The organism is Gemmatimonas sp. (assembly GCF_027531815.1).
GTDB lineage: Bacteria > Gemmatimonadota > Gemmatimonadetes > Gemmatimonadales > Gemmatimonadaceae > Gemmatimonas.
The window spans coordinates 159733-178149 of sequence record NZ_JAPZSK010000006.1; the positions used below are offsets into that span (position 1 = coordinate 159733).

An 18417-nucleotide genomic window follows, 5' to 3' on the forward strand; every position below is an offset into this window, starting at 1 on the left:
GTTACGCGGTGGCCCAGGCCGTGATGGCCGGAACGAGCTGTTCGAGTCGCATGCCGCGCGACGCCTTGAGCAGGATGACGGCGCGCCGATCGAGTCGCGGCTCGAGCTGCGCCCAGAGGGTATCGAGGCCGGTACTGGTGACCACGCGCGGATCGCCGGGCGCCAGCGCAGCGAGGGCGTCGGCAAACTCGCCCACCCCCACCACCAGTTCGGCCGGGGAGTCGAGCGCAAATCGGGCCACTGCGCGATGCTGGTGCTCGGCGCTGGCGCCGAGCTCGCGCATGCTGCCCAGAATCATCACGCGCTGCCGTCCCTGCCCCACATCGCCGAGCAGCGTGATGGCGGCGCGCATTGACGCCGGGTTGGCGTTGTAGGCGTCGTTGAGCAGGATGGCGTTGCCCAGAGGCTCCCACGTGCCCCGCATCCCCGGCACCGGCATCTCGGCCAGTCCGGCGGCAGCATCAGCCAGTGGCACTCCGCAGGCACGCGCGGTCACGATGGCCAGCATGGCATTGGCAGCCTGATGCGCACCGCGCACCGTGAGCGCGAAGCGCGTCCCGTCCACCTCGAGCCACGGGCGTCCCTCGGCATCCAGCCCCCAGCCCTCCGGCAGCTGCCCACTGCCCGTGAGTCCCGCCGCGATCACCGCCTGCGCCCGCGCCTGCGCCAGCGGCAGCACCTCCGGGTGCGCGCTCGGCACCACGGCGAGGGTCACGCCATGGAAGATGTCGCATTCCTCGCGCAGCACGCCCGCGAGATCGCCAAGCCCCTCGAGATGCTCCTCGCCGATGCTCGTGAGCACGGCCACGTCGGGGCCAGCGATCGCGCGCAGCGCAGTCACCTCGCCCGGCGCGTTGGTGCCCACCTCCACCACCGCCACCTCCGCCTCGCTGGGAATGCCGAGCAGCGTAAGTGGCACCCCCACGAAGTTGTTGAGGTTGCCGGGTGTGGCGTACACGTGCAGCGTGCGTCCGAGCGCTGCCTTGAGCAGCTCCTTGGTGCTCGTCTTACCGTTGGAGCCGGCCACGGCAATGACCGTGCGCCCCCACGCCTTGCGCCACGTGCTCGCCAGCTGGCCAAGCGCCACGAGCGTATCGGGAACCACATACGTGGGTATGCCGAGGCCCACTGCCCGAGAGGCGTCACTCACCACGAACGCGGCTGCGCCGGCGGCCTTCGCCGCAGCAAGAAAATCGTGCGCGTCGAACCGTTCGCCACGCAGCGCCACGAACAGGTCACCGCGCGCGATCTGTCGGGTATCGGTGGAGATGCCGGCCAGCGCATTCGGCATGGCGGGACCGGTGCCAAGCGCCTGCGCCACGCGTTCGAACGTCCAGTAGGGGTGGGCGCGATCGGGGGCCAGCGCCGGCACGGCATCGAAGGCAGTGCCGGCCGTGGTGAAGGGGCTCACGTGGAACTCCCGGTGGCGGGCTCGGGGAGCTGCAGGTCACGCGCGAGCTCGTTCACGATGACGCTCTCATCGAAAGGATACGTGGTGGTGCCGCGAATCTGGTACGTCTCGTGCCCCTTGCCAGCCAGCACGATCACATCGTGCGGACCCGCAATGCGCAGCGCGTGCGCAATGGCCTCACGACGGTCGGTGATGCGCGCCTGGGTGCCGCGCGACATGCCGGCCTCGATGTCATCGAGAATGCGTTCGGGGTCTTCCGTGCGCGGATTGTCACTGGTGACCACGGCCACATCCGCCAGCTCCTCGGCGATACGCCCCATCTCGGGGCGCTTGCCGCGATCGCGATCCCCACCGCAGCCGAACACCACGATGAGCCGGCTCGCGCGGTCGACGCTCTCCCGCGTAAACGGACGCACCGCACGCAGGGCGCGATCCAGGGCATCGGGCGTGTGCGCGTAATCGCGCAGCACGGTGGGCACCGTGCGCAGCAGCTCGAGTCGTCCGGGCACCTGCGGCGCCGACGACAGCCGCTCGGCTACCTGGGCAACCAGTACGCCTACCGCCAGCGCCGCGGCAGCTGCCCCGAGTGCGTTGGCAATGTTGAAGTCCCCGATGAGGGGCAGCGATACCGGATGCGCGCCCGTGGGGGTCACTAGCAGGAAGCGGCTGCCGCCAGCGAGGTACCGGATATCGCGCGCACTGACATCAGCGCTGGGATCGTGCACGCTGAAGGTGACGGCATGCGGGGCGCTGGTAATCCCCCGCCACGACGGATCGTCGATGTTGAACGCCGCCACGCCTTCGGCCGACAGCAGCCCCACCAGACGCAGCTTGGCGGCGCGGTAGGCCTCCATCGTGCCGTGATAATCGAGGTGATCGCGCGTGAGGTTGGTGAAGACGGCGGCGGCGAAGGCGAGGCCGTCGACCCGACGCTGATCGAGCGCATGCGAGGACGTCTCCATGGCCACCGCGCGGACGCCACGGTCGACCAGCACGCGCAGCACCCGCTGCAGCTCGACGGGGCCGGGGGTGGTGAGCCCCTGTCCGCCCGGCATGCTCTCGCCGCGTGAACCCAGGAGTACGCCCAACGTGCCGATGGAGGCAGCCGGCCGGTGCGGGTCATCGAGCAGATGCCGCAGCAGGCCCACCGTGGTGGTCTTGCCATTCGTTCCGGTCACGCCCACGAGCGTGAGGGCTCGTGCCGGAAACCCATGGAAGGCGGCCGCCGCGAGTGCCGCGGCGCGGCGCCCATCGCGCACGATGAGGGCCGGGAGAGACGCGGCGGCTGCCGCCTGCGCATCTTCCGCGAGCGCCAGGGTGGCTCCCGCCGCCTGCGCGGCGGCCAACCATGCGTGCCCGTCCTGCGCCGCCCCGCGAACGGCCACAAAGGCAGCACCGGGCGTTACCCGCCGACTGTCGTCGACCAGGTCGTGCAGCCGCTCGGGGAGCTGCGGCGACGTGCCGACCAGCAGCCCGGCCTCCCGCAGCGTGTCGACCAGGAGCGCCACCGGTACGGCAGGCGGACGGGGAGCATTCATCGGGGCGATTCCAGTTGCACGGTGGAGCCAGTGCGCACCACCACACCGGCGGCGGGACGGGTGCGCACGTTCGTGCCGTCCACGAGGTTCACCTGGAAGCCGGCGGCATACAGGGTGCGCGCCGCCTGTCGTGCCGTGAGGCCGTAGACCGATGGCACGGGGCGCATGGCCGGTGCCGCCTGGCGCCGCGATTCGCGCGGCGCTGCGAACGGCAACTCGACGACGATACGCGAGGGCATGGGCACGGGCTCCGCCTTGGGCGGCTCCGGGGCGCGCAGCGAATCGAACCGGGCGGAATCACGCTGTGCCGCCACCTGCTGCGCCGGGGTGAGCAGCTTGGGCGCTGGGGCCGCCATGGGTCGGGCGATGCGGGCGAGTTCGGCGCGATCGAGCGAGGCGTTGCGCGTCGAGATGGCCGACTGCAGCAGGTCGCTCACCATGGTGCCCGACACCAGCCCGCCGTAGTAGGTACCCTGCGGATCGATCAGCCGGGCCACGATGACGTACTGCGGGTTGTCGACGGGGAACATCCCGGCGAAGCTCGAGTTGTACTTGCCGACGTCGTAGCCCCGGCCATTGTCGCGCACGCGTCGGGCCGTACCGGACTTGCCCCCCACATCGAAGGTCTGCAAGTCGGCGGCGGTGGAGGTGCCGCTGTCCACCACGCTCTTGAGCATGTCGCGCATCAGCGCCGACACCTCCTGGGAAAGCACGCGCCGCACGACGGTACGCGTGTGCCGGTAGAGCACCGTGCCTTCGGTGTCACGCACTTCGCGCACGAGCGACGGCTGCAACAGCTCGCCACCGTTCGCGATGGCGGCATAGGCGGCCGCGATCTGCAGCGGCGTGGCGTTCATTGCGTACCCGATCGACATCTGGGCATGATCCAGGTCGGAGTACGGCGGCAGGCGCAGGTTGCCGCGTGATTCCGACGGGTAGGACACCCCGGTCGGGACCCCGAAGCCGAAATCGCGCAGTGCCTCGTACTCTTCCGCGTCGCTGAGCTTGAGCGAGGCCTGCACCGTCCCGATGTTGCTCGAGAAACGCACGATGTCGCGCACAGACATCTGCGCCGCTTCGTGGGTGTCTTGGTAGGTCTTGAGGGTGCCGTACTTCCAGCGTCCGTTAAAGGTGTTGAACTGCTGGTCAGGGGTGAGGCGCTTGAGATCGAGGAGCCGGGCGATGATGAACGGCTTCATGACCGAGCCCGGTTCGAACGCCTCGGTGAGGCCGTTCCCGGTGGTGGCCCTTCCGTTGCGGGCGCCGGCAATGGCCAGCACCGCCCCGTCACGCGGGTCGAGGATGAGCACATCACCGCCGGTGGCGCGTGTGCGCTGCCGAGCGTTGGCCAGCGCCTCCTCGGCGATTTCCTGCAGTTGCTGATTGATGGTGAGCACGACGTTGTTCCCCGGCCGTGCCGCGACGGGCGTGAGCATGGGAGAACCGAGTAATCCGCCCCGCCCATCCTTCACGAGCGGATCTCGCCCGGCCTCCCCCCGCAGCAGATGATCGAGTTCACGCTCGATGCCGCTGATCGCCCCGCCGCTCGCCGTGGCGAGCCCGACGATGCCGCGCAGCCCCTCGGGCGTGGAGTTCACCCGTTCCAGCCGCGGGCGCAGCCGGATGCCGTTGAGCCCCTTGAGCCGCGCCACGTCGGACGGCGCGAAGCGCATGGGCAGCTCCACCCACTTGTACTCCCGGCGGTTGAAGGCGCGCTTCACCCACTTGTCGGGGACCCGCAGCTCCTTGAATGCCTTGCGGAGGGCAACACGGGAGTCGACCGTTCGCACCGTGCCATCGACACCCTTGCGCCGGGTGAGCCCCAGCTTGTGTGGTTCGACGATGATCTGCACCTCCTCGCGCGTCTCGACCAACACGGTCCCGGTGGCATCGAGAATGGCGCCACGCGGTGGCAGGACCTTCACATCCACGACGTGCTGGGTTTCCGCCTCCTTCCGCCAGCGGTCGTGCGCCACGATCTGCAGCTGCGCCGACTTCGCGACCACCGCCGCCGCAAACAGGACCAGGCTGACATGCACCACCGAGGCGCGGGCGCGGCTGATGGCCGGGTCCTGCGCCTCACCATCGGTGGACGCCCCCATCAGTGGCGCCCGCGAACCGGGAGCGGAGGGGGCGGGGTGTGCCTCGCTTCGCCCCGAGAATGGACCGATCATTGCGGGGGCACGCTGTCGATGACATCCGCATTGGTGACACGCTGGTCAGCGGCCACGGGCAGCGCAATGAATCGTGTCTGCGCCTCGCCGGGGCGCACCATGCCCAGGCGACGCTGCGCCTCCTGAACCACGGTGCGCCGGCTGGTGGCGCGACGCAGCTGGCTCTCGAGGTACTTCTCCTGCGCCAGGAGCGAGCGCCGTTCCTCCTGCAGTCGCTGGATCTGTGTGATCGTGCGCACGCCCGTGGAGCGTCGCCACACCACGGCGGTTGTGACCGCCAGAAAGAGGGCGAGTCCCAGTGCCACAACGGCGCGCCCCTTGAGGGGCGTGCGACGTCGGCGCGTGGCGCTGGCCATCACCGCGCGCGCCTCCACGCGCGCAGTCGAGCGCTGCGCGCCCGCGAGTTGGCCTCCACTTCGGCCTCGCCGGCATTGATGGGCCGCTTGGTGAGCGTTTCGCCGAGCGGCGCCCCGCGGCAGGTACAGACCATCTGCTTGGGCGGGCAGACGCAGGCGGTGCTCCACTCACGGAACGCGTTCTTCACGAGCCGATCTTCGCCGCTGTGATACGCGATGATCGCCAGCACCCCGCCGGGCGTCAGCCGGTCGCGTAGCGCCGGCAGCGCGCGCTCCAGCCCGTCCAGCTCGTCGTTGACGGCGATGCGAACCGCCTGGAAGATGCGGGCGAAATCGGGCGCCCCACTGCGCGGCCCAAGCACGGCGCGAATGGCATCGACCAGATCATCGGCGGTGGCAAAGGGCCGTCGTTCGCGGCGCCGGATGATTTCCCGCGCCAGCCGCGCGGCACGCGGCTCGTCGGCATAGGCGCGCAGCAGCGCCGAGAGGTCGACCTCGTCGATGGAGTTGAGCAATTCGGCCGCGTCCTGATCGGCGTCGGTGCCCATGCGCATGTCGAGGGGCGCCCCTTCACGAAAGGTGAATCCCCGTGTCAGGTCGTCGAACTGATGTGACGACACCCCGAGGTCGAGGAGAATGCCGTCGAAGTGCTCGGCGTAGGCCAGCCCCGCTCCGCTCACGTCGGCGTAGTTGCCGAGAAGCGCGCGAAACTGCCCGGAGCGCTCGAAATCGGCGAGGCGCTCGCGCGCGGCCGCGAGGGCACGCGGATCCCGATCGACGCCCGTGACGCGCATGCCTCGTTCGAGAAACGCCGCGGAGTGGCCACCGCCCCCGAGCGTGCAATCGAGCACCGTGGAGGCGCCGGCCAGCAGCGCCTCGATTTCCGGCAGGAGCACGGGCACGTGATAGGCGCCGACGCGGCTGGCGGTCAGCGTACGGAAGGGGCTCACGCGCAGTTGGGGCAGACGAGCAGGCGCTTCATGAGAGCGGCAGAGGCGCCACGATGGCGCGTGTAGGGGCGTCGCAACGGGGCATGATAGTGAGATGCGGACAGCAGCGTCAACAGACGATGACGCGCGCAAAAATGTGCATTACCCGTGTGTTCGCACGGATGTGATACCCCGCGGTTATTCCGTTCTCGGTAGGGGCAAATGCCAGCGGGCCCGCCGTCACGAGGACGGCGGGCCCGCAGGTACCGCGTGCGATGCAATTACTTGCAGATCGCCTTGATGAGCTGGTCGGCGTACGGATCGAGCTGCATGACGGCGCCCATGAGCTGGCGCATGGCATCAGGCGAGAACGATCCCCCTCTGGGCAGCAGGATCTGCGCTTCGACGAAGAGATCCTTGGCTTCCTTGGCCGGCGCACACTGCTTGCTTTGCTGCGCCGCAGTCAGCTTGGCCTGACCGAAGGCCACGTACGTGGCCCCCAGCAGGAACTGCGACTGCGCCTTGAGGTTATTGGGCGCCACCGAGTCGGCGTACTTGAGCACGTCAACCGCGGCGGTGAAATCCTCGGTCGACTTGGACGCCGCGGCCTTCTTGTACGCGTCGTTGGCCGCCTGAAGAGCGAGCAGGCGCAGGTTCGTGGTGGTGTCGCCGGCAGCGATGGCCGCCTTGATGGCGGGCAACACTTCGTCACCCTTGCCCAGATCCTTGAGCAGCGTGATGCGCAGCGTCTGGGCGTTCTCTACCGGCATCTTGGCCGCCAGCGCCTTGTCGAGCGCTTCGAGGGCCTGCTGGTTCTGGCCCGCGGCGCGCAGCCCCACGATCTGCTCGTAGATGAGCGAGCCGTTGCTCGGGAACTTCGCGATGCCCTTGGAGGCCGTTTCCGCCGCCTTCTGGAACTGGCTGTCGGCCGCGTAGGCACGGGCGGTACGGATGAAGTAAGTCGTATCCGCGAAGGCCGTGTCGAGCTTGATGAGCTCGTCACCCTGCTCGAACGCCTGCTTGTAGTCCTTGGTGGAGAGCAGGATGAGCCAACGCAGCTTGAGCAGCTCCGGGTCGCCCGGGTTGGCCTGCACCGCTTCGTCGATCACGGGCTTGGCCACCGCCGGGTTGGCCAGGGCGGCAATGGCTTCCACCACGTCCTTCTGGAGGCGCGGATTCTTGGGGTCGGTGGCCAGCAGACGCGTGAGCGTCACGACGGCCGAGTCACCCTGGTTGGTGTCGCGGTAGCTCTGGGCGAGAATGGCGAGCCCCGGGCGGCTCTTGGGATCGAGGTTCACGATCTCCTTCGCCAGCTCCAGCTGCTGCGCGGCCGGCGCCTTCTGCGTCACGAGCACGTTGGCCCAGCAGATGCGCGCCAGAGTGGCCTTGGGATAGGCGGCAATCCCCTCCTTGGCCGCCGCGATGGCCGCATCGTACTGCTGCTGACGCGCCGCGTTGATGCACTTCTGCTCGAACTCGAGCTGCTTGCGCGCTTCCTTGAGCTCCTTGGCGATCCCGCTCGACGCGTCGCCCATGCCCTTCACGTCGTACATGCCGAGCGGCTGCACGAGCGCGTTGTCGCGGGCGAGCACCAGATACGCCTCGACCTTGACGCCCGTGGGCGTCTTGGTGGCGATGCCGGTGATGTACTCGTCGGCGCGCAGCAGGGTAGCCAGCGCCTTCTGGTCATGCGGCTCAAGCGCCTCGGTGACGGGGAACCCGGACGCCTCGAGGGTGGCGGTGATGTCCTGCTTGGGCAGCACATACACCTGCTTGAACGGGAACTCGCTCCCCATGCGCGAGCGAACCGCGTCGGCGGCCTGCACCCCCAGGCCCTTGTCGCCGCTGCGGAACACCGCAACCATGACGCGCTTCGCGTTCGGATCGGGGACCCGGTTGTACTGGGCCGAAACCGTCGAGGGCACGAGGGTGCCACCGAGGGCCAAACCAATCCCTGCGATCGCCTGGAAATGCCGTGACATCAATGTCGTAACCTCCGCACCTGAGCCGTGGACCCGGGAACCCCGGGGGGGATGGAGCAACCCGTTGACTGTGCGAAGCCACGCGGGTCTGGGGGTAAGTCGAAGAAACTGCGGCCGCCGCGATCCGCCGGCAAGTTGCGGCCGTCGGTCTTGGTGGGATGGGCGAAGAGGGATTCGAACCCCCGACCCCCTGTGTGTAAGACAGGTGCTCTAACCAGCTGAGCTATTCGCCCGCTTTACGCCCCGTCGCGACCGCTTGCTGTAGCGAAACTACAACGAGGGTGGGGCGCTGTTACCGGTGAGGCAGAACTTTAACCGGATTGTCACGTTGGGCGGGATCTTGTCCCTGCCGCAAAGTGGAACATCCGGGTGGCGATCTCAACCCTTCAGGATCGCCAGCGGCACCAGGACCACGTACCCCAGCACCAGCAGGACCGGCGCAATGGTTTCGCCACCGCGGGCAAGGTCGACGTAACCGAACAGAAGCGAGGCGGCAGCCAGGCCCCAGTACAGCAGGGTGCGCGAGCGCGAGGTGTCGTTCGTGGTCATACGGGGGAGATTAGGGCGCGGCGGGAGGCGCCACAAGGGACGGCAGCGAACCGTATCCCGGCGGCATGGTCTGGCCGACAACCCGGCGGCCGTTCACGGCGTCACCCGAGGCTCCGCCTCCGACACGCCGCCGTCGAGGATGGCCTGCAGCGCGCTTTCCCGCGCGGCCGCCTCCTGCAGGGCGTCGGCTGCGCGCATAGCCTCCAGCTTCCGGCGATCGCGGCGCCGGCGGATCATGAACAGCGGCACGAGCACCAGCGAGAACAGCCCGACGGCAGCGGACACGTTCGTCACGAAGGCGAGGGCGCCGTACCGCGTGCGCGTTTGCGCGCGCCAGTGCTTCTCAAACGCCTCGCCGGTCATGCCGTAGGCCGTACGAACCGCCCGCTCGAACGAGCCGCTCTGCTTCCAGTACGCAAAGAAGTTGTCGAGGCCGGCGTCGCCGCCCAGGGCGTCCAGCTCGCTCACCACGCGGTGCGCCATGGCATAGCTCCACGACGCTTCCATTCCGCCACGGACAAATCCACGCTCGAGGGCCTCGAGCGTGGGCAGGGTACGCCACACCATGCCAAGCGAGGTCTCGAAAGCCTGTTCGCGCGTCCATTCTCCGGCGGCGAAGCTGGCATAGCCCTCGTCGAACCAGCGTGGCGGCAGCGGCCCCAGCGCCTCGTGCAGCGCGAGATGCGCCAGTTCATGGCGCAGCACCACACGCGGATCACCGGCATCGGAGCCGGCCCCGCGACCCTGCATGATGATGCGACGCTGGTCGGGGAACGCGAAGGCGGCACCCCATTCCGGCGCGTAGGGTCCGACCCAGGCCCGCAGACGGGCCGCGTCGGGGGCGATGGCAATGAGTACCTGCTGTCGAGGCCGCGGCAACCCCGGGAACGTGTCGCGGCGCTGCGCCTCGGCGAGCAGCGAGCGGGCCAGACGCTCGTCCTGCCGCTCGGCCACGATGGTGAAACGACCGGCATCGAGCCGTATGCCAGGGTCACGCGGCGCGCCCTGTGCAACGGCCATGGTGCGGAACACGACAGCCGATAGGACCGTCAGGAGCAGGAACGCAGCCACCAGCTGGCGCAACAGGGGAGGCCCGCTCACCCGTCGCGCGGCGGCGTTCCCCCCTGCTCCACCACGTCCAGCAGCTCCGCGCAGCGTTTCCCCCATGGACTGAACCTGTTTGCCTCGCTTCCGGTTTTCCACGCCAGGCACGCATCGCCATGCCGGCCAGCGAACCAGTAGCACCTGCCCAGTTCGTACCACGCCTGGAGCAGGTTGGGTCCGCGTTCGAGTGCCGTGCGGAAGAACCCTTCGGCATCGTCGTACATCTCACGCTCGCGATACGCCATGCCGAGGTACAGATGCGCGTAGAGCACGGCGCGGCGATCGTGATCGGCACGAATGACCGACGTGAGGTGCTCGATGGCCTCGCCGTAAATCCCCTTGCGCAGGCAAATGTACCCGACGTTCACGTGCGCCAACGGATACTGCGGTTCGCGCTGCAGGACGCCCTGCAGCACCTGCATGGCCTCGTCATGCGCGTCGCGCAGCATCAACGCCCACGACAGCAGGGTTTCCGCCTCCACATGGCCGGGGGCCAGCTCGAGTGCTCGGCGAAAGGCCGCTTCGGCGCCCTCGAGTTGGAGCAGCGACAGCCTCGACCACCCCTTCTCGACGAACGTGGAAGCGCCGAGGTGATCGACCCGGGCCGATGCCACGGGCGTTGCCGCGCGGGTCATGGGGCGTCCGTCGAACTGCTTCCACTGCTCGGCCAGCCGCTTCACCGCTTCCTTGCGCGCACTGGCCCGTTGCAGCGCCGCGTCGGCGTCACGGAAGAGGGCAATGATCTGCAGCTTGAGCGCGTCACGTTCGGTCGCGTCCAGCGGGCTCGCCGCGTGGCGCCCGACCGCCTCATCGAGTGCGGCCTGCAGCTGCTGCAACTGCTCGTCCAGTGCCGCGGCCGTCGGAACCGCGGCCGCAGGATCAGGCGCGGCCGGTGACATTCCGCTCATGCGGGCCGTGGGCAGCGGGCGGGATCGATGACCCAGACGGGAGAATCCATGCGAGGGAACATACCGCGAACGGCCGGATGCGCTGGTACTTCCTCCGCGAGCGTCGAGCGCGGCCGCACGAGCACCGTGTCCACGGCGACCACGTCGAGCACCGCGTGGACGAGGCCGGCCAGATGCGGCGGTGCCGTGGCATGTGCCCGCAGGATGAGCACCCGATCGTCTGGATGGCGGGTGTGGCACCCTTCGGCCTCCTCACCGATGGCGAGGGCGTGCACGGGGAGCATCGTACCGCCGAAGGGGACGAGCGCGGTGGCGGTGGTGGCACGCTCGACGCGCAGCACGCACTCCACCGGGATGGCCAGACGAAACGGGCCGTGCTGCACGATCACGAAGGTGCTGCGCTCGACGGGTGGTCGGGCACGATGGCGTGCCGCGGTGGATACGATCGAGCGGAACGTCGTAGTCACGACGGGCGCCTCATGCCGATTCCCGCAGCTGCAGGCGACGCTCGAGGACGTCAACCTGCGCCGCGATCACGGCGGCCAGCTCGTGCAGCGGGGCGACCGCGTCGGCGCCGCCGGCGCGCAGCGCCGCGTCCGGCATCCCCGGCACGACAGAGGTGGCGCGATCCTGCACGACCACGCGCCCGCCCGCGGCACGAATGGCCCGCGCCCCCTCGGCGGCATCACACCCCATCCCGGTGAGCACCACGGCGACCGTCTGGGCGCCGTACACCTGGGCGACCGACTGGAACAGCGGATCGGCGGCGGGGCGTACTCCCCATTGCGCCGGATCGTCACCCAACAGCAGGCGCGGCACTTCGCGCGGCCCGTGCAACCGCACATGCCGCCCGCCCGGCGCGATGTAGGCGTGCCCGGCCCGCAGCGGTTCGTTGTCTCCGGCTTCGTGTACCGTGAGCGCCGACGCGGCGTCGAGACGCCTCGCCAAGCTGGCGGTGAAGCCCGGTGGCATGTGCTGCACCACGAGCACCGCCGTGTCGGGCCACGCGGGCAAGGCCGGGAGCAGTTGCGAGAGCGCCGCCGGTCCGCCGGTCGAGGCCGCAATGCACACCACCCGCGAGGGGGCACCAGCCAGCGGCAGTTGCAGCGGCACCGCGCGCGGCGGCACCGGCAACTGTCCCGACGTCAGCACCGGGTGCGCGGCCACCTGCACATCGACGCTGGCGCGCAGCGCCTGCAGCAGATGCTCGCGCACCACGTCGAGGTCCAGGCTGATGGCCCCCGACGGCTTGCGCACGAAATCCACGGCCCCCCGTTCGAGGGCGCGCAGCGTGGCGTCGGCGCCGCTGTCGGTACCGCCGCCACTCAGCATCACCACCGGGCGTGGATGATCGCGCATGATGAACTCCAGCGCCGCCAGGCCATTCAACGCGGGCATGTCCACGTCGAGCGTGACGATATCGGGGTCGAGTACCGCGACTTGCCGCAAGGCTTCTTTACCGTCCCGGGCCGTGCCGACCACGGTGAACTCGCCAGTGGACTCCACCACTTCACTGACCAGCTTCCGCATGAAGGCGCTGTCGTCCACCACGAGCACCCGCGTCGGTCGCGTGCCCGGCGGGCCCGAGGTGCCGACCGGCTGGTCAGAGCTCGACATCGTCGCCCCGCACGCTGCGCACGACGATGCGGCCGGTGGCCACGTCGAAGGTGAGCGAACGCCCCATGGAGCCACCCACCGCTTCCCCCACGATGGGGACGTCGTGCGCGGCGCATGCCTGACGCGCCGCCTTCACATTGCGCACGCCGAGTCCTACGGCCCCGGCGGGAAGGAGCGCGCCGAACATGGAGGCACCGCCAATGAGCCGCGCATTGATCTCGCCGCGGGCGCCGCAGGCACGCATGCGCTCCAGCATGGCGGGCACGGCGGTAAACGGAAACTTGCCGGGTCGCGGGGGCCGGGATGACAGAGCCGCATGCGGCAGGAGCACATGCGCCAGCGCCCCCACCCTTTCGGTGGCGTCGTACAGGGCCACCGCCACACAGCTCCCCAGCCCTGTCGTGACGAGGGTGAGCTCGCCCTGCCCCACTTCGATCTCGGCGATGCCGACCATGACGGGCGCCGCGAGCACGCTCATGCGTCCGCCCCCAGCACGGCCAGCGCCTCATCGTGCGCGACGGGACGCGTGGCGGACGACTCGGGAAAGACCTGGTCGGCTGCCGGCAGCATGGCTGCCAGATTCGCCATGACGATGCGATTGCCGGGATCGAGCACCAGCGCCTGCTCCCACGCCTCACGGGCGTCGTCGAGTGCCCCACGCCGGTAGTGAATGTTCCCCAGCTTGAGGTAGACATCGGGGCCGTGCCACGGCGCGAGGCGCACCACCCGCACGAACGCGTCGAACGCCTCGTCGTAGCGCTGCGCGCGATAGAGATAATCGCCCAGGTTCTTGTGCAGGTGCGGACAGTTGGCGTCCTCCAGCAGCGCGTGTTCGAGCGTCCGCGCGGCCAGTTCGTAGCTGCCGCGCCGCTCGTGTATCACCGCAAGGTTGTTGTGCAGCGGCACGGCGTGCGGGTACACCGCCAACCCTTCCTCGAGCACGGCAACCGCCCGGCGACTGTCGCCGGCGAGTGCCGCGGCCAGACCGGCACTGTGGAACCACGCGGCCGATGGCTGGCGCGCGCCCCACTGGGCGCGCGCGGTCGCCAGCAACGCCTCGGCGGCAGCGAGATCACCGTCGCGAAGCGCCATGTCGGCCCGCGACAGGGCGAGCCGCGGGTCGGGGAGCGACCCGGCACGTCGCGCGGCCTCGTCGAGGGCGCGCGATGCGCCCTCGCGGTCGCCGGTCTGTTCGAGAGCGAAGGCCAAGTTGTGCAGCACCGCCGACGGTGCCTCCGGCTCCTGGGCCGCCCGCGCGAAGGTGGACGCCGCGTCGGCCCAGGCTCCGCGGCGGGCGTGCACCAGCCCCAGGTGAAAGCGGGCGATGCCATCGGACTCGCGCAGCTCGAGGACGCGGCGCAATTCGCGCGACGCCTCGTCCAGCATGCCGGTGCGATAGAACGCGATGCCGAGGTTGCGATGCTCGGCCACGCGGCTCTCCGGGGGCGGCTGGCGGTGGGCCGCACTGCGCCCAACCCGCCGCGCGTAGCCCGTCGTCACGAGTCCGTACAGTGCCTTGCCCACATCGAACTCGCTCAGTCCGGAGCGTTCGATGAGCGCGTGGACGTCGTTCGTCCCGTCGAGCAGCTCGGCAATGCGCTCCTGTACCGACGAGAGCGAGACGTCGCGCGCGCTGACGCGCGAGCCGTCGGCCTCGAAGATGAGGTCGAAGGACGGGATCTTCTTTTCAATGACCGACCATTCGTCGATCCGGCGCGCCCCTTCCAGCAGCAGCGCGTCCGCACTGATGGAGAAGAGCGGCGCATCGAGCGAGAGGTCGCCATCGGACTCGAAGGTGAAGGTACCCTGCGTCCAGCCAAAGAGGTGGTACACCACTTCCTCGACCTGCGCCCGGAACACCTGCACCAGCAGGTCATGATCCACCAGCTCGCTGGCGAGCAGCGCCCTGGCCAGATCGCGGTCGTCCTGGAGCTGCAACTGGGCGGCGAGCCGCGCGAGTTCGTCAGCGGCAACGGCCCCGAGGCGCACGAGCCGATCGCCCAGCCGGTCGCGCCGATTGACGATGGAGGCGTGCACCACGCGCCCGTCGGCGAAGTGAACGGCGCCGAAGCTGCCATCGCGCGCGATGCTCAGGCACCCCGTCTTCTGCCCCAACGAGAGGAGCTGCAGGACATCGGCGAGACTGGCCTCGCTCAAGTTGCCGCGAATGGCCATTACCGGTACTCCTCAATGAGGCGACCGCCGAGCTCTGGCCAGCGCCACATGGTCTTTTCCCGGTCTTCGAAGAACCGGTCGCGCTCTCCGGGTTCGAGACCGGCCAGCTGCTCGAGGCGCAGTCGCTCGCGCGCCGCGAGCAAGATCACGAGCCCGCCTTCGAAACGCGACCGCAGCCGGTCCGCCAGCCCGAGCATTTCCTTGGGCGGGCGAGAGCTCGTGAGCACGACCTGCGCCCCGCGGCCCACGAGCAGGTTGAACAGATGGAACAGCTCGTCCTGTGTGCGTTCCTTTCCTTCCAGCTCCTGCACATCGTCGAGAATGAGCACATCGGCTTGGCGGTAGCGCACCCGCCAACGCTCCACCCCGCCCTCCTGCATCGCGGCGATGTATTCCTCGACGAACTGGCGAGCCGGCAGGCAGGCGACCTGCTTGCCTGGCCACTGCGCTTTCACCGCGTTGCCGATGGCGTGCGCGCAGTGGGTCTTGCCACTGCCGGCAGGTCCGTGCAGGAGGAGCGGATTGTAGCCGGCGCCCGGCGCGTCGATGACCGCATCAATGGCGCGTACGGCCAGCTGATTCTCGGCTCCCACCTGAAGGGCGGCCCGGGTGAATCCCGGTGACGGCGGCGGCAGCGGCAGCGCGGTATCGATGGTGTACTGCAGTAGCTGCTCGGCAGCCGGAATGGCCTCCACATTACGGAAGGCACCATGGCCACGCAGTGCCGGATCAATGGCGACCGCGTGCACCTCAAGGCCACGCAGATGGTCCACGGCGGCGGCATAGGCGCGCAGCAATCCGTCGGCATCGATGGCTTGGGGCGATTGCAGTGCCCGCTCGAGGACCCTCACGTTCCAGCCGTCGACGCGGTAGGCGCCAATGGCCTCGCCAATGCGCACGCGCCAGGGTTCGACACGCGTCTCCACCTCCGTCAGCACATCGGCAAGGAAGCCTTCGTAGTCCGTGCCGCTGGGAATGATGGCCCGAATGCGCTCGGGGGTGGGCGGGGCCGAAGGTGCGGCATGGACGCCGAGAACCGCACGCACCTCGTCGGAGGCCACCGGTCGGCCATCGAGCTGCTGGTATGCCGTGAGCTTGTTCAGCGCTCCCTTGAGTTCCCGCACGTTGCCGAACGGGAGGCGCGCCACCTCGTCGAGCACCCCATCGGCGAAGGAGTCGGCGCGGTCGGCCACGACATTGCGCAGAATGGCGAGGCGCAGTTCGAAGTCGGGCGCCCCCACATCCACCACGAGGCCGCCTGACAGTCGCGAGAGGAGTCGCTGGTCGACATCGGGGATCTCCGATGGCTGGCGATCGCTCGTGAGAACGAGTTGCTGGCCGGCGCTGAGCAACACGCTGAGCAGCCGCAGCAGTTCACTCTGCGTCTCCCGCTGGCCGGTCAGGAACTGGACATCATCGAGGATGAACAGGTCCGCCTGGGAAAAGGGCTCGAGAAACTGCTGCGGCTGTCCCGATGCCACCGCGCGGTGCAGCAGTTCGGCGACTTCTTCGCCCGACGAGAAGCGCACACGGACCGCCGGCTGCACCTCGCGGGTGCGATGGGCGATGGCCGCCACGAGATGCGTCTTGCCGAGCCCCGACCCACCATAGATGAAGAGCGGGTTGTAGGCCTGCCCGGGGGCGTCGGCCACTGCGCGTGCCGCCGAGACGGCCAATCGGTTCGAGGCGCCCACCACAAACGTGTCGAATCGCAGGGAGCGATCCATGCTGCCGGTCACGCGGCGACACCAGCACCGGTCAGGACACCCTGCCCCGTCGGGGCGTCCAGTGCGGGCGCATACACGGGCGTGCGCAAGGCGGCGTTGGCCCGCCGCCCGGCCACGGTTCCGTCTTCAGCGCCCAGCCGCCGCAACACGGTGCGGCCCAGCGCCCGCAGCGTGTCGAAAACGCCCACGCCGTTCAGCGCATCGGCCGCGTATTCGGGGACGACGCGGAAGTTGAGCGCCGCCGACAGCTCGGCGACACTGGCCGCGAGCGAGGGTGGCAGGTCCTGCTTGTTGTACTGCAGCACGATCGGCAGCGCCCGGGCGTCCACCCCGTGTTCGGCCAGATTCGCGTGCATGTCCTGCAGGCTCTCGAAGTTGTCGTCCCACCGGTGCCGCTGACTGTCGGCCACGAACGCCACGCCGTCGGCGCCCTGCAGTACCAGCTGCCTGATGGCCTTGTAGTACGGCTGGCCGGGCACGGTGTACAACTGGAAGCGCACCTTGTACGCGCCCACGGTGCCAAGGTCTACCGGCAGGTAATCGAAAAAGAGGGTGCGATCACGACGCGTGGCAAGCGACGTGAGCGATCCCACCTGCCCGCTCGGCAAGGCCGAATGCAGATAGGTGAGATTTGTCGTCTTTCCCGACCGACCGGGGCCGTAATAGACCAGCTTGCAGGTGATCAGCCGCGTGGCGTGATCGACAATGGGCATGCGCCCGCTCCTCTTCCTCGCCGCACGCCGGTGTAGGCACCGGCGCGTCCTCTCCGTAGACGGTACGCCGTCGCGCCCGTACCCTACGGGTGCAACAGCGCGTGCAATCGAGCGGCCAGCCCGATGGCCTCACGCACCTGATCGGCGTTGGGCGGCGGTACCGGCGACCGCAGGGCGGCATTCCAGTGCGCCACCGCACCACGCAGATCCCCGGTCCGCGCCAGCGCATCTCCCTGCTGGCACAACACATGGCCGATCTGCCCGTCGGTGGGCACCGGAGCGCCGTCCGGCGGCTGCTCTTGTGGGAAGGACGGTTCAACGGGCGCTGGCGCAACCGCCGCCGACGTCATGCCGCTGCCCTGCCAGGGGGCGGGGGCAAGCGGCAGCCCGTCGGTGCTGAGAACGCCATGCGCCACCGGGTCGAAGAGCGAGTCCTCGTCCGGTTCCGCGGGCCCCACGATCGCCGTGTAGGAGCCCGATGGCACCCAGAGTTCCGCGGCAACCGGCCCGGGGAGCGGCACCGCCGCGGTGGAGGTCGGCGGTGAGGAGCCCGGCGGAGCGGACGGCAGTTCGGCGGTGGTAGGGATGCTCGCCATCGCGGGCGGCGTGGGATTGCGCCGCGGCGCGGCCTGTCCCTCGCGCAACGTGAGCAGCCCGGCCCCCAGCAGGTCGTGCACGAGGAGGGCCACATCAGTGACATCCCGCTGCATGGCGGCGGCGAGCGACATGAGGTCGCGCTGGCCATCGACACGCGTGAGGATGTCCCATTGCGGCGGCGTCAGGCGCAGCAACGGCAGCTGATGTGGCTCCACCTCGACGAATGCCGGGATGACACGCGCATGCGGCACCCGGGCCTCGATGTGCTGCCACACCTCGGCGCGCATGGCGGCGTCCATGAGCAGCGGCTCCACCGTGAGGCGCACCGCGCTGGGGTGCAGGGGCCGTTGGGCGGGCGCGAAGCGGAAGGTCCCGTCGCGCCAGAGCAGCACATCCTGCACGGCCGCTTCCATGGCCGCGCGATCGCTCTCCCGGCGCCGCGGCGCGGCCAGCTCGTGCACGCGGTCGGCTCCCACCACCTCGGCATCCACGATCGCCCCGGCCTCGAAGGCCAGCTGCGCGCGGCGCCCCTGCAGCGGCGCGTCGCAATGCAGCACACCGGTCTTTCGCCCCAGGGCCAGCAGTTGCAGGACCTCGGTCAGTGCCAGATCACGGAGCCGTCCTTCGAGAGCCATAT

16 protein-coding genes and 1 tRNA gene are annotated in these 18417 nt (G+C 69.4%); all 17 read right to left on the reverse strand.

Annotated features, from left to right (window positions below):
• Position 1: 1 nt before the first annotated feature.
• Positions 2–1411 (reverse strand): UDP-N-acetylmuramoyl-tripeptide--D-alanyl-D-alanine ligase, encoded by a 1410-nt coding sequence (gene murF, locus O9271_RS08270; protein WP_298268201.1) that lies wholly within the window; start codon positions 1409–1411, stop codon positions 2–4.
• The gene (locus tag O9271_RS08275) at positions 1408–2949 is read right to left on the reverse strand and encodes a UDP-N-acetylmuramoyl-L-alanyl-D-glutamate--2,6-diaminopimelate ligase (RefSeq protein ID WP_298268203.1); all 1542 of its coding nucleotides are present in this window, start codon (positions 2947–2949) and stop codon (positions 1408–1410) included. Before O9271_RS08275 ends, murF begins: the two co-directional genes overlap by 4 nt.
• The gene (locus O9271_RS08280) at positions 2946–5051 is read right to left on the reverse strand and encodes a penicillin-binding transpeptidase domain-containing protein (RefSeq protein WP_298268205.1); all 2106 of its coding nucleotides are present in this window, start codon (positions 5049–5051) and stop codon (positions 2946–2948) included. Before O9271_RS08280 ends, O9271_RS08275 begins: the two co-directional genes overlap by 4 nt.
• Before the next feature lie 68 nt (positions 5052–5119).
• Positions 5120–5497 carry a hypothetical protein gene (locus O9271_RS08285; RefSeq protein WP_298268207.1) on the reverse strand — a complete coding sequence of 126 codons (378 nt, stop codon included), beginning with the start codon at positions 5495–5497 and terminating at the stop codon, positions 5120–5122.
• Positions 5479–6429 carry a 16S rRNA (cytosine(1402)-N(4))-methyltransferase RsmH gene (rsmH, locus tag O9271_RS08290; protein ID WP_298268209.1) on the reverse strand — a complete coding sequence of 317 codons (951 nt, stop codon included), beginning with the start codon at positions 6427–6429 and terminating at the stop codon, positions 5479–5481. The genes O9271_RS08285 and rsmH overlap by 19 nt, the downstream gene beginning before the upstream one ends.
• Positions 6430–6689: 260 nt before the next feature.
• Entirely contained in the window at positions 6690–8333 is a 1644-nt protein-coding gene (locus O9271_RS08295) for a hypothetical protein (protein WP_298268211.1), read from the reverse strand.
• Between the two features lie 216 nt (positions 8334–8549).
• A tRNA-Val gene (locus O9271_RS08300) sits at positions 8550–8623 on the reverse strand.
• Positions 8624–8768: 145 nt separating this feature from the next.
• Positions 8769–8939, reverse strand: coding sequence for a hypothetical protein (locus tag O9271_RS08305; protein ID WP_298268213.1), 171 nt, complete (start codon positions 8937–8939; stop codon positions 8769–8771).
• 93 nt (positions 8940–9032) lie between these two features.
• Positions 9033–10040 (reverse strand): hypothetical protein, encoded by a 1008-nt coding sequence (locus O9271_RS08310; protein ID WP_298268215.1) that lies wholly within the window; start codon positions 10038–10040, stop codon positions 9033–9035.
• The gene (locus tag O9271_RS08315) at positions 10037–10951 is read right to left on the reverse strand and encodes a tetratricopeptide repeat protein (RefSeq protein WP_298268217.1); all 915 of its coding nucleotides are present in this window, start codon (positions 10949–10951) and stop codon (positions 10037–10039) included. The genes O9271_RS08310 and O9271_RS08315 overlap by 4 nt, the downstream gene beginning before the upstream one ends.
• Positions 10948–11418, reverse strand: coding sequence for a hypothetical protein (locus O9271_RS08320; RefSeq protein WP_298268219.1), 471 nt, complete (start codon positions 11416–11418; stop codon positions 10948–10950). Before O9271_RS08320 ends, O9271_RS08315 begins: the two co-directional genes overlap by 4 nt.
• 10 nt (positions 11419–11428) lie before the next feature.
• On the reverse strand, positions 11429–12568 hold the full coding sequence (locus O9271_RS08325; RefSeq protein WP_298268221.1) for a chemotaxis response regulator protein-glutamate methylesterase: 1140 nt from the start codon (positions 12566–12568) through the stop codon (positions 11429–11431).
• Positions 12555–13046, reverse strand: coding sequence for a chemotaxis protein CheD (locus O9271_RS08330; protein ID WP_298268223.1), 492 nt, complete (start codon positions 13044–13046; stop codon positions 12555–12557). Before O9271_RS08330 ends, O9271_RS08325 begins: the two co-directional genes overlap by 14 nt.
• The gene (locus O9271_RS08335) at positions 13043–14743 is read right to left on the reverse strand and encodes a DUF4388 domain-containing protein (RefSeq protein WP_298268225.1); all 1701 of its coding nucleotides are present in this window, start codon (positions 14741–14743) and stop codon (positions 13043–13045) included. Before O9271_RS08335 ends, O9271_RS08330 begins: the two co-directional genes overlap by 4 nt.
• Entirely contained in the window at positions 14743–16482 is a 1740-nt protein-coding gene (locus O9271_RS08340) for a DnaA/Hda family protein (RefSeq protein WP_298268227.1), read from the reverse strand. The genes O9271_RS08335 and O9271_RS08340 overlap by 1 nt, the downstream gene beginning before the upstream one ends.
• On the reverse strand, positions 16479–17183 hold the full coding sequence (locus tag O9271_RS08345) for a GTPase domain-containing protein (protein ID WP_298268229.1): 705 nt from the start codon (positions 17181–17183) through the stop codon (positions 16479–16481). Before O9271_RS08345 ends, O9271_RS08340 begins: the two co-directional genes overlap by 4 nt.
• An 83-nt stretch (positions 17184–17266) precedes the next feature.
• Positions 17267–18415, reverse strand: coding sequence for a DUF4388 domain-containing protein (locus tag O9271_RS08350; protein ID WP_298268231.1), 1149 nt, complete (start codon positions 18413–18415; stop codon positions 17267–17269).
• Positions 18416–18417 lie beyond the last annotated feature (2 nt).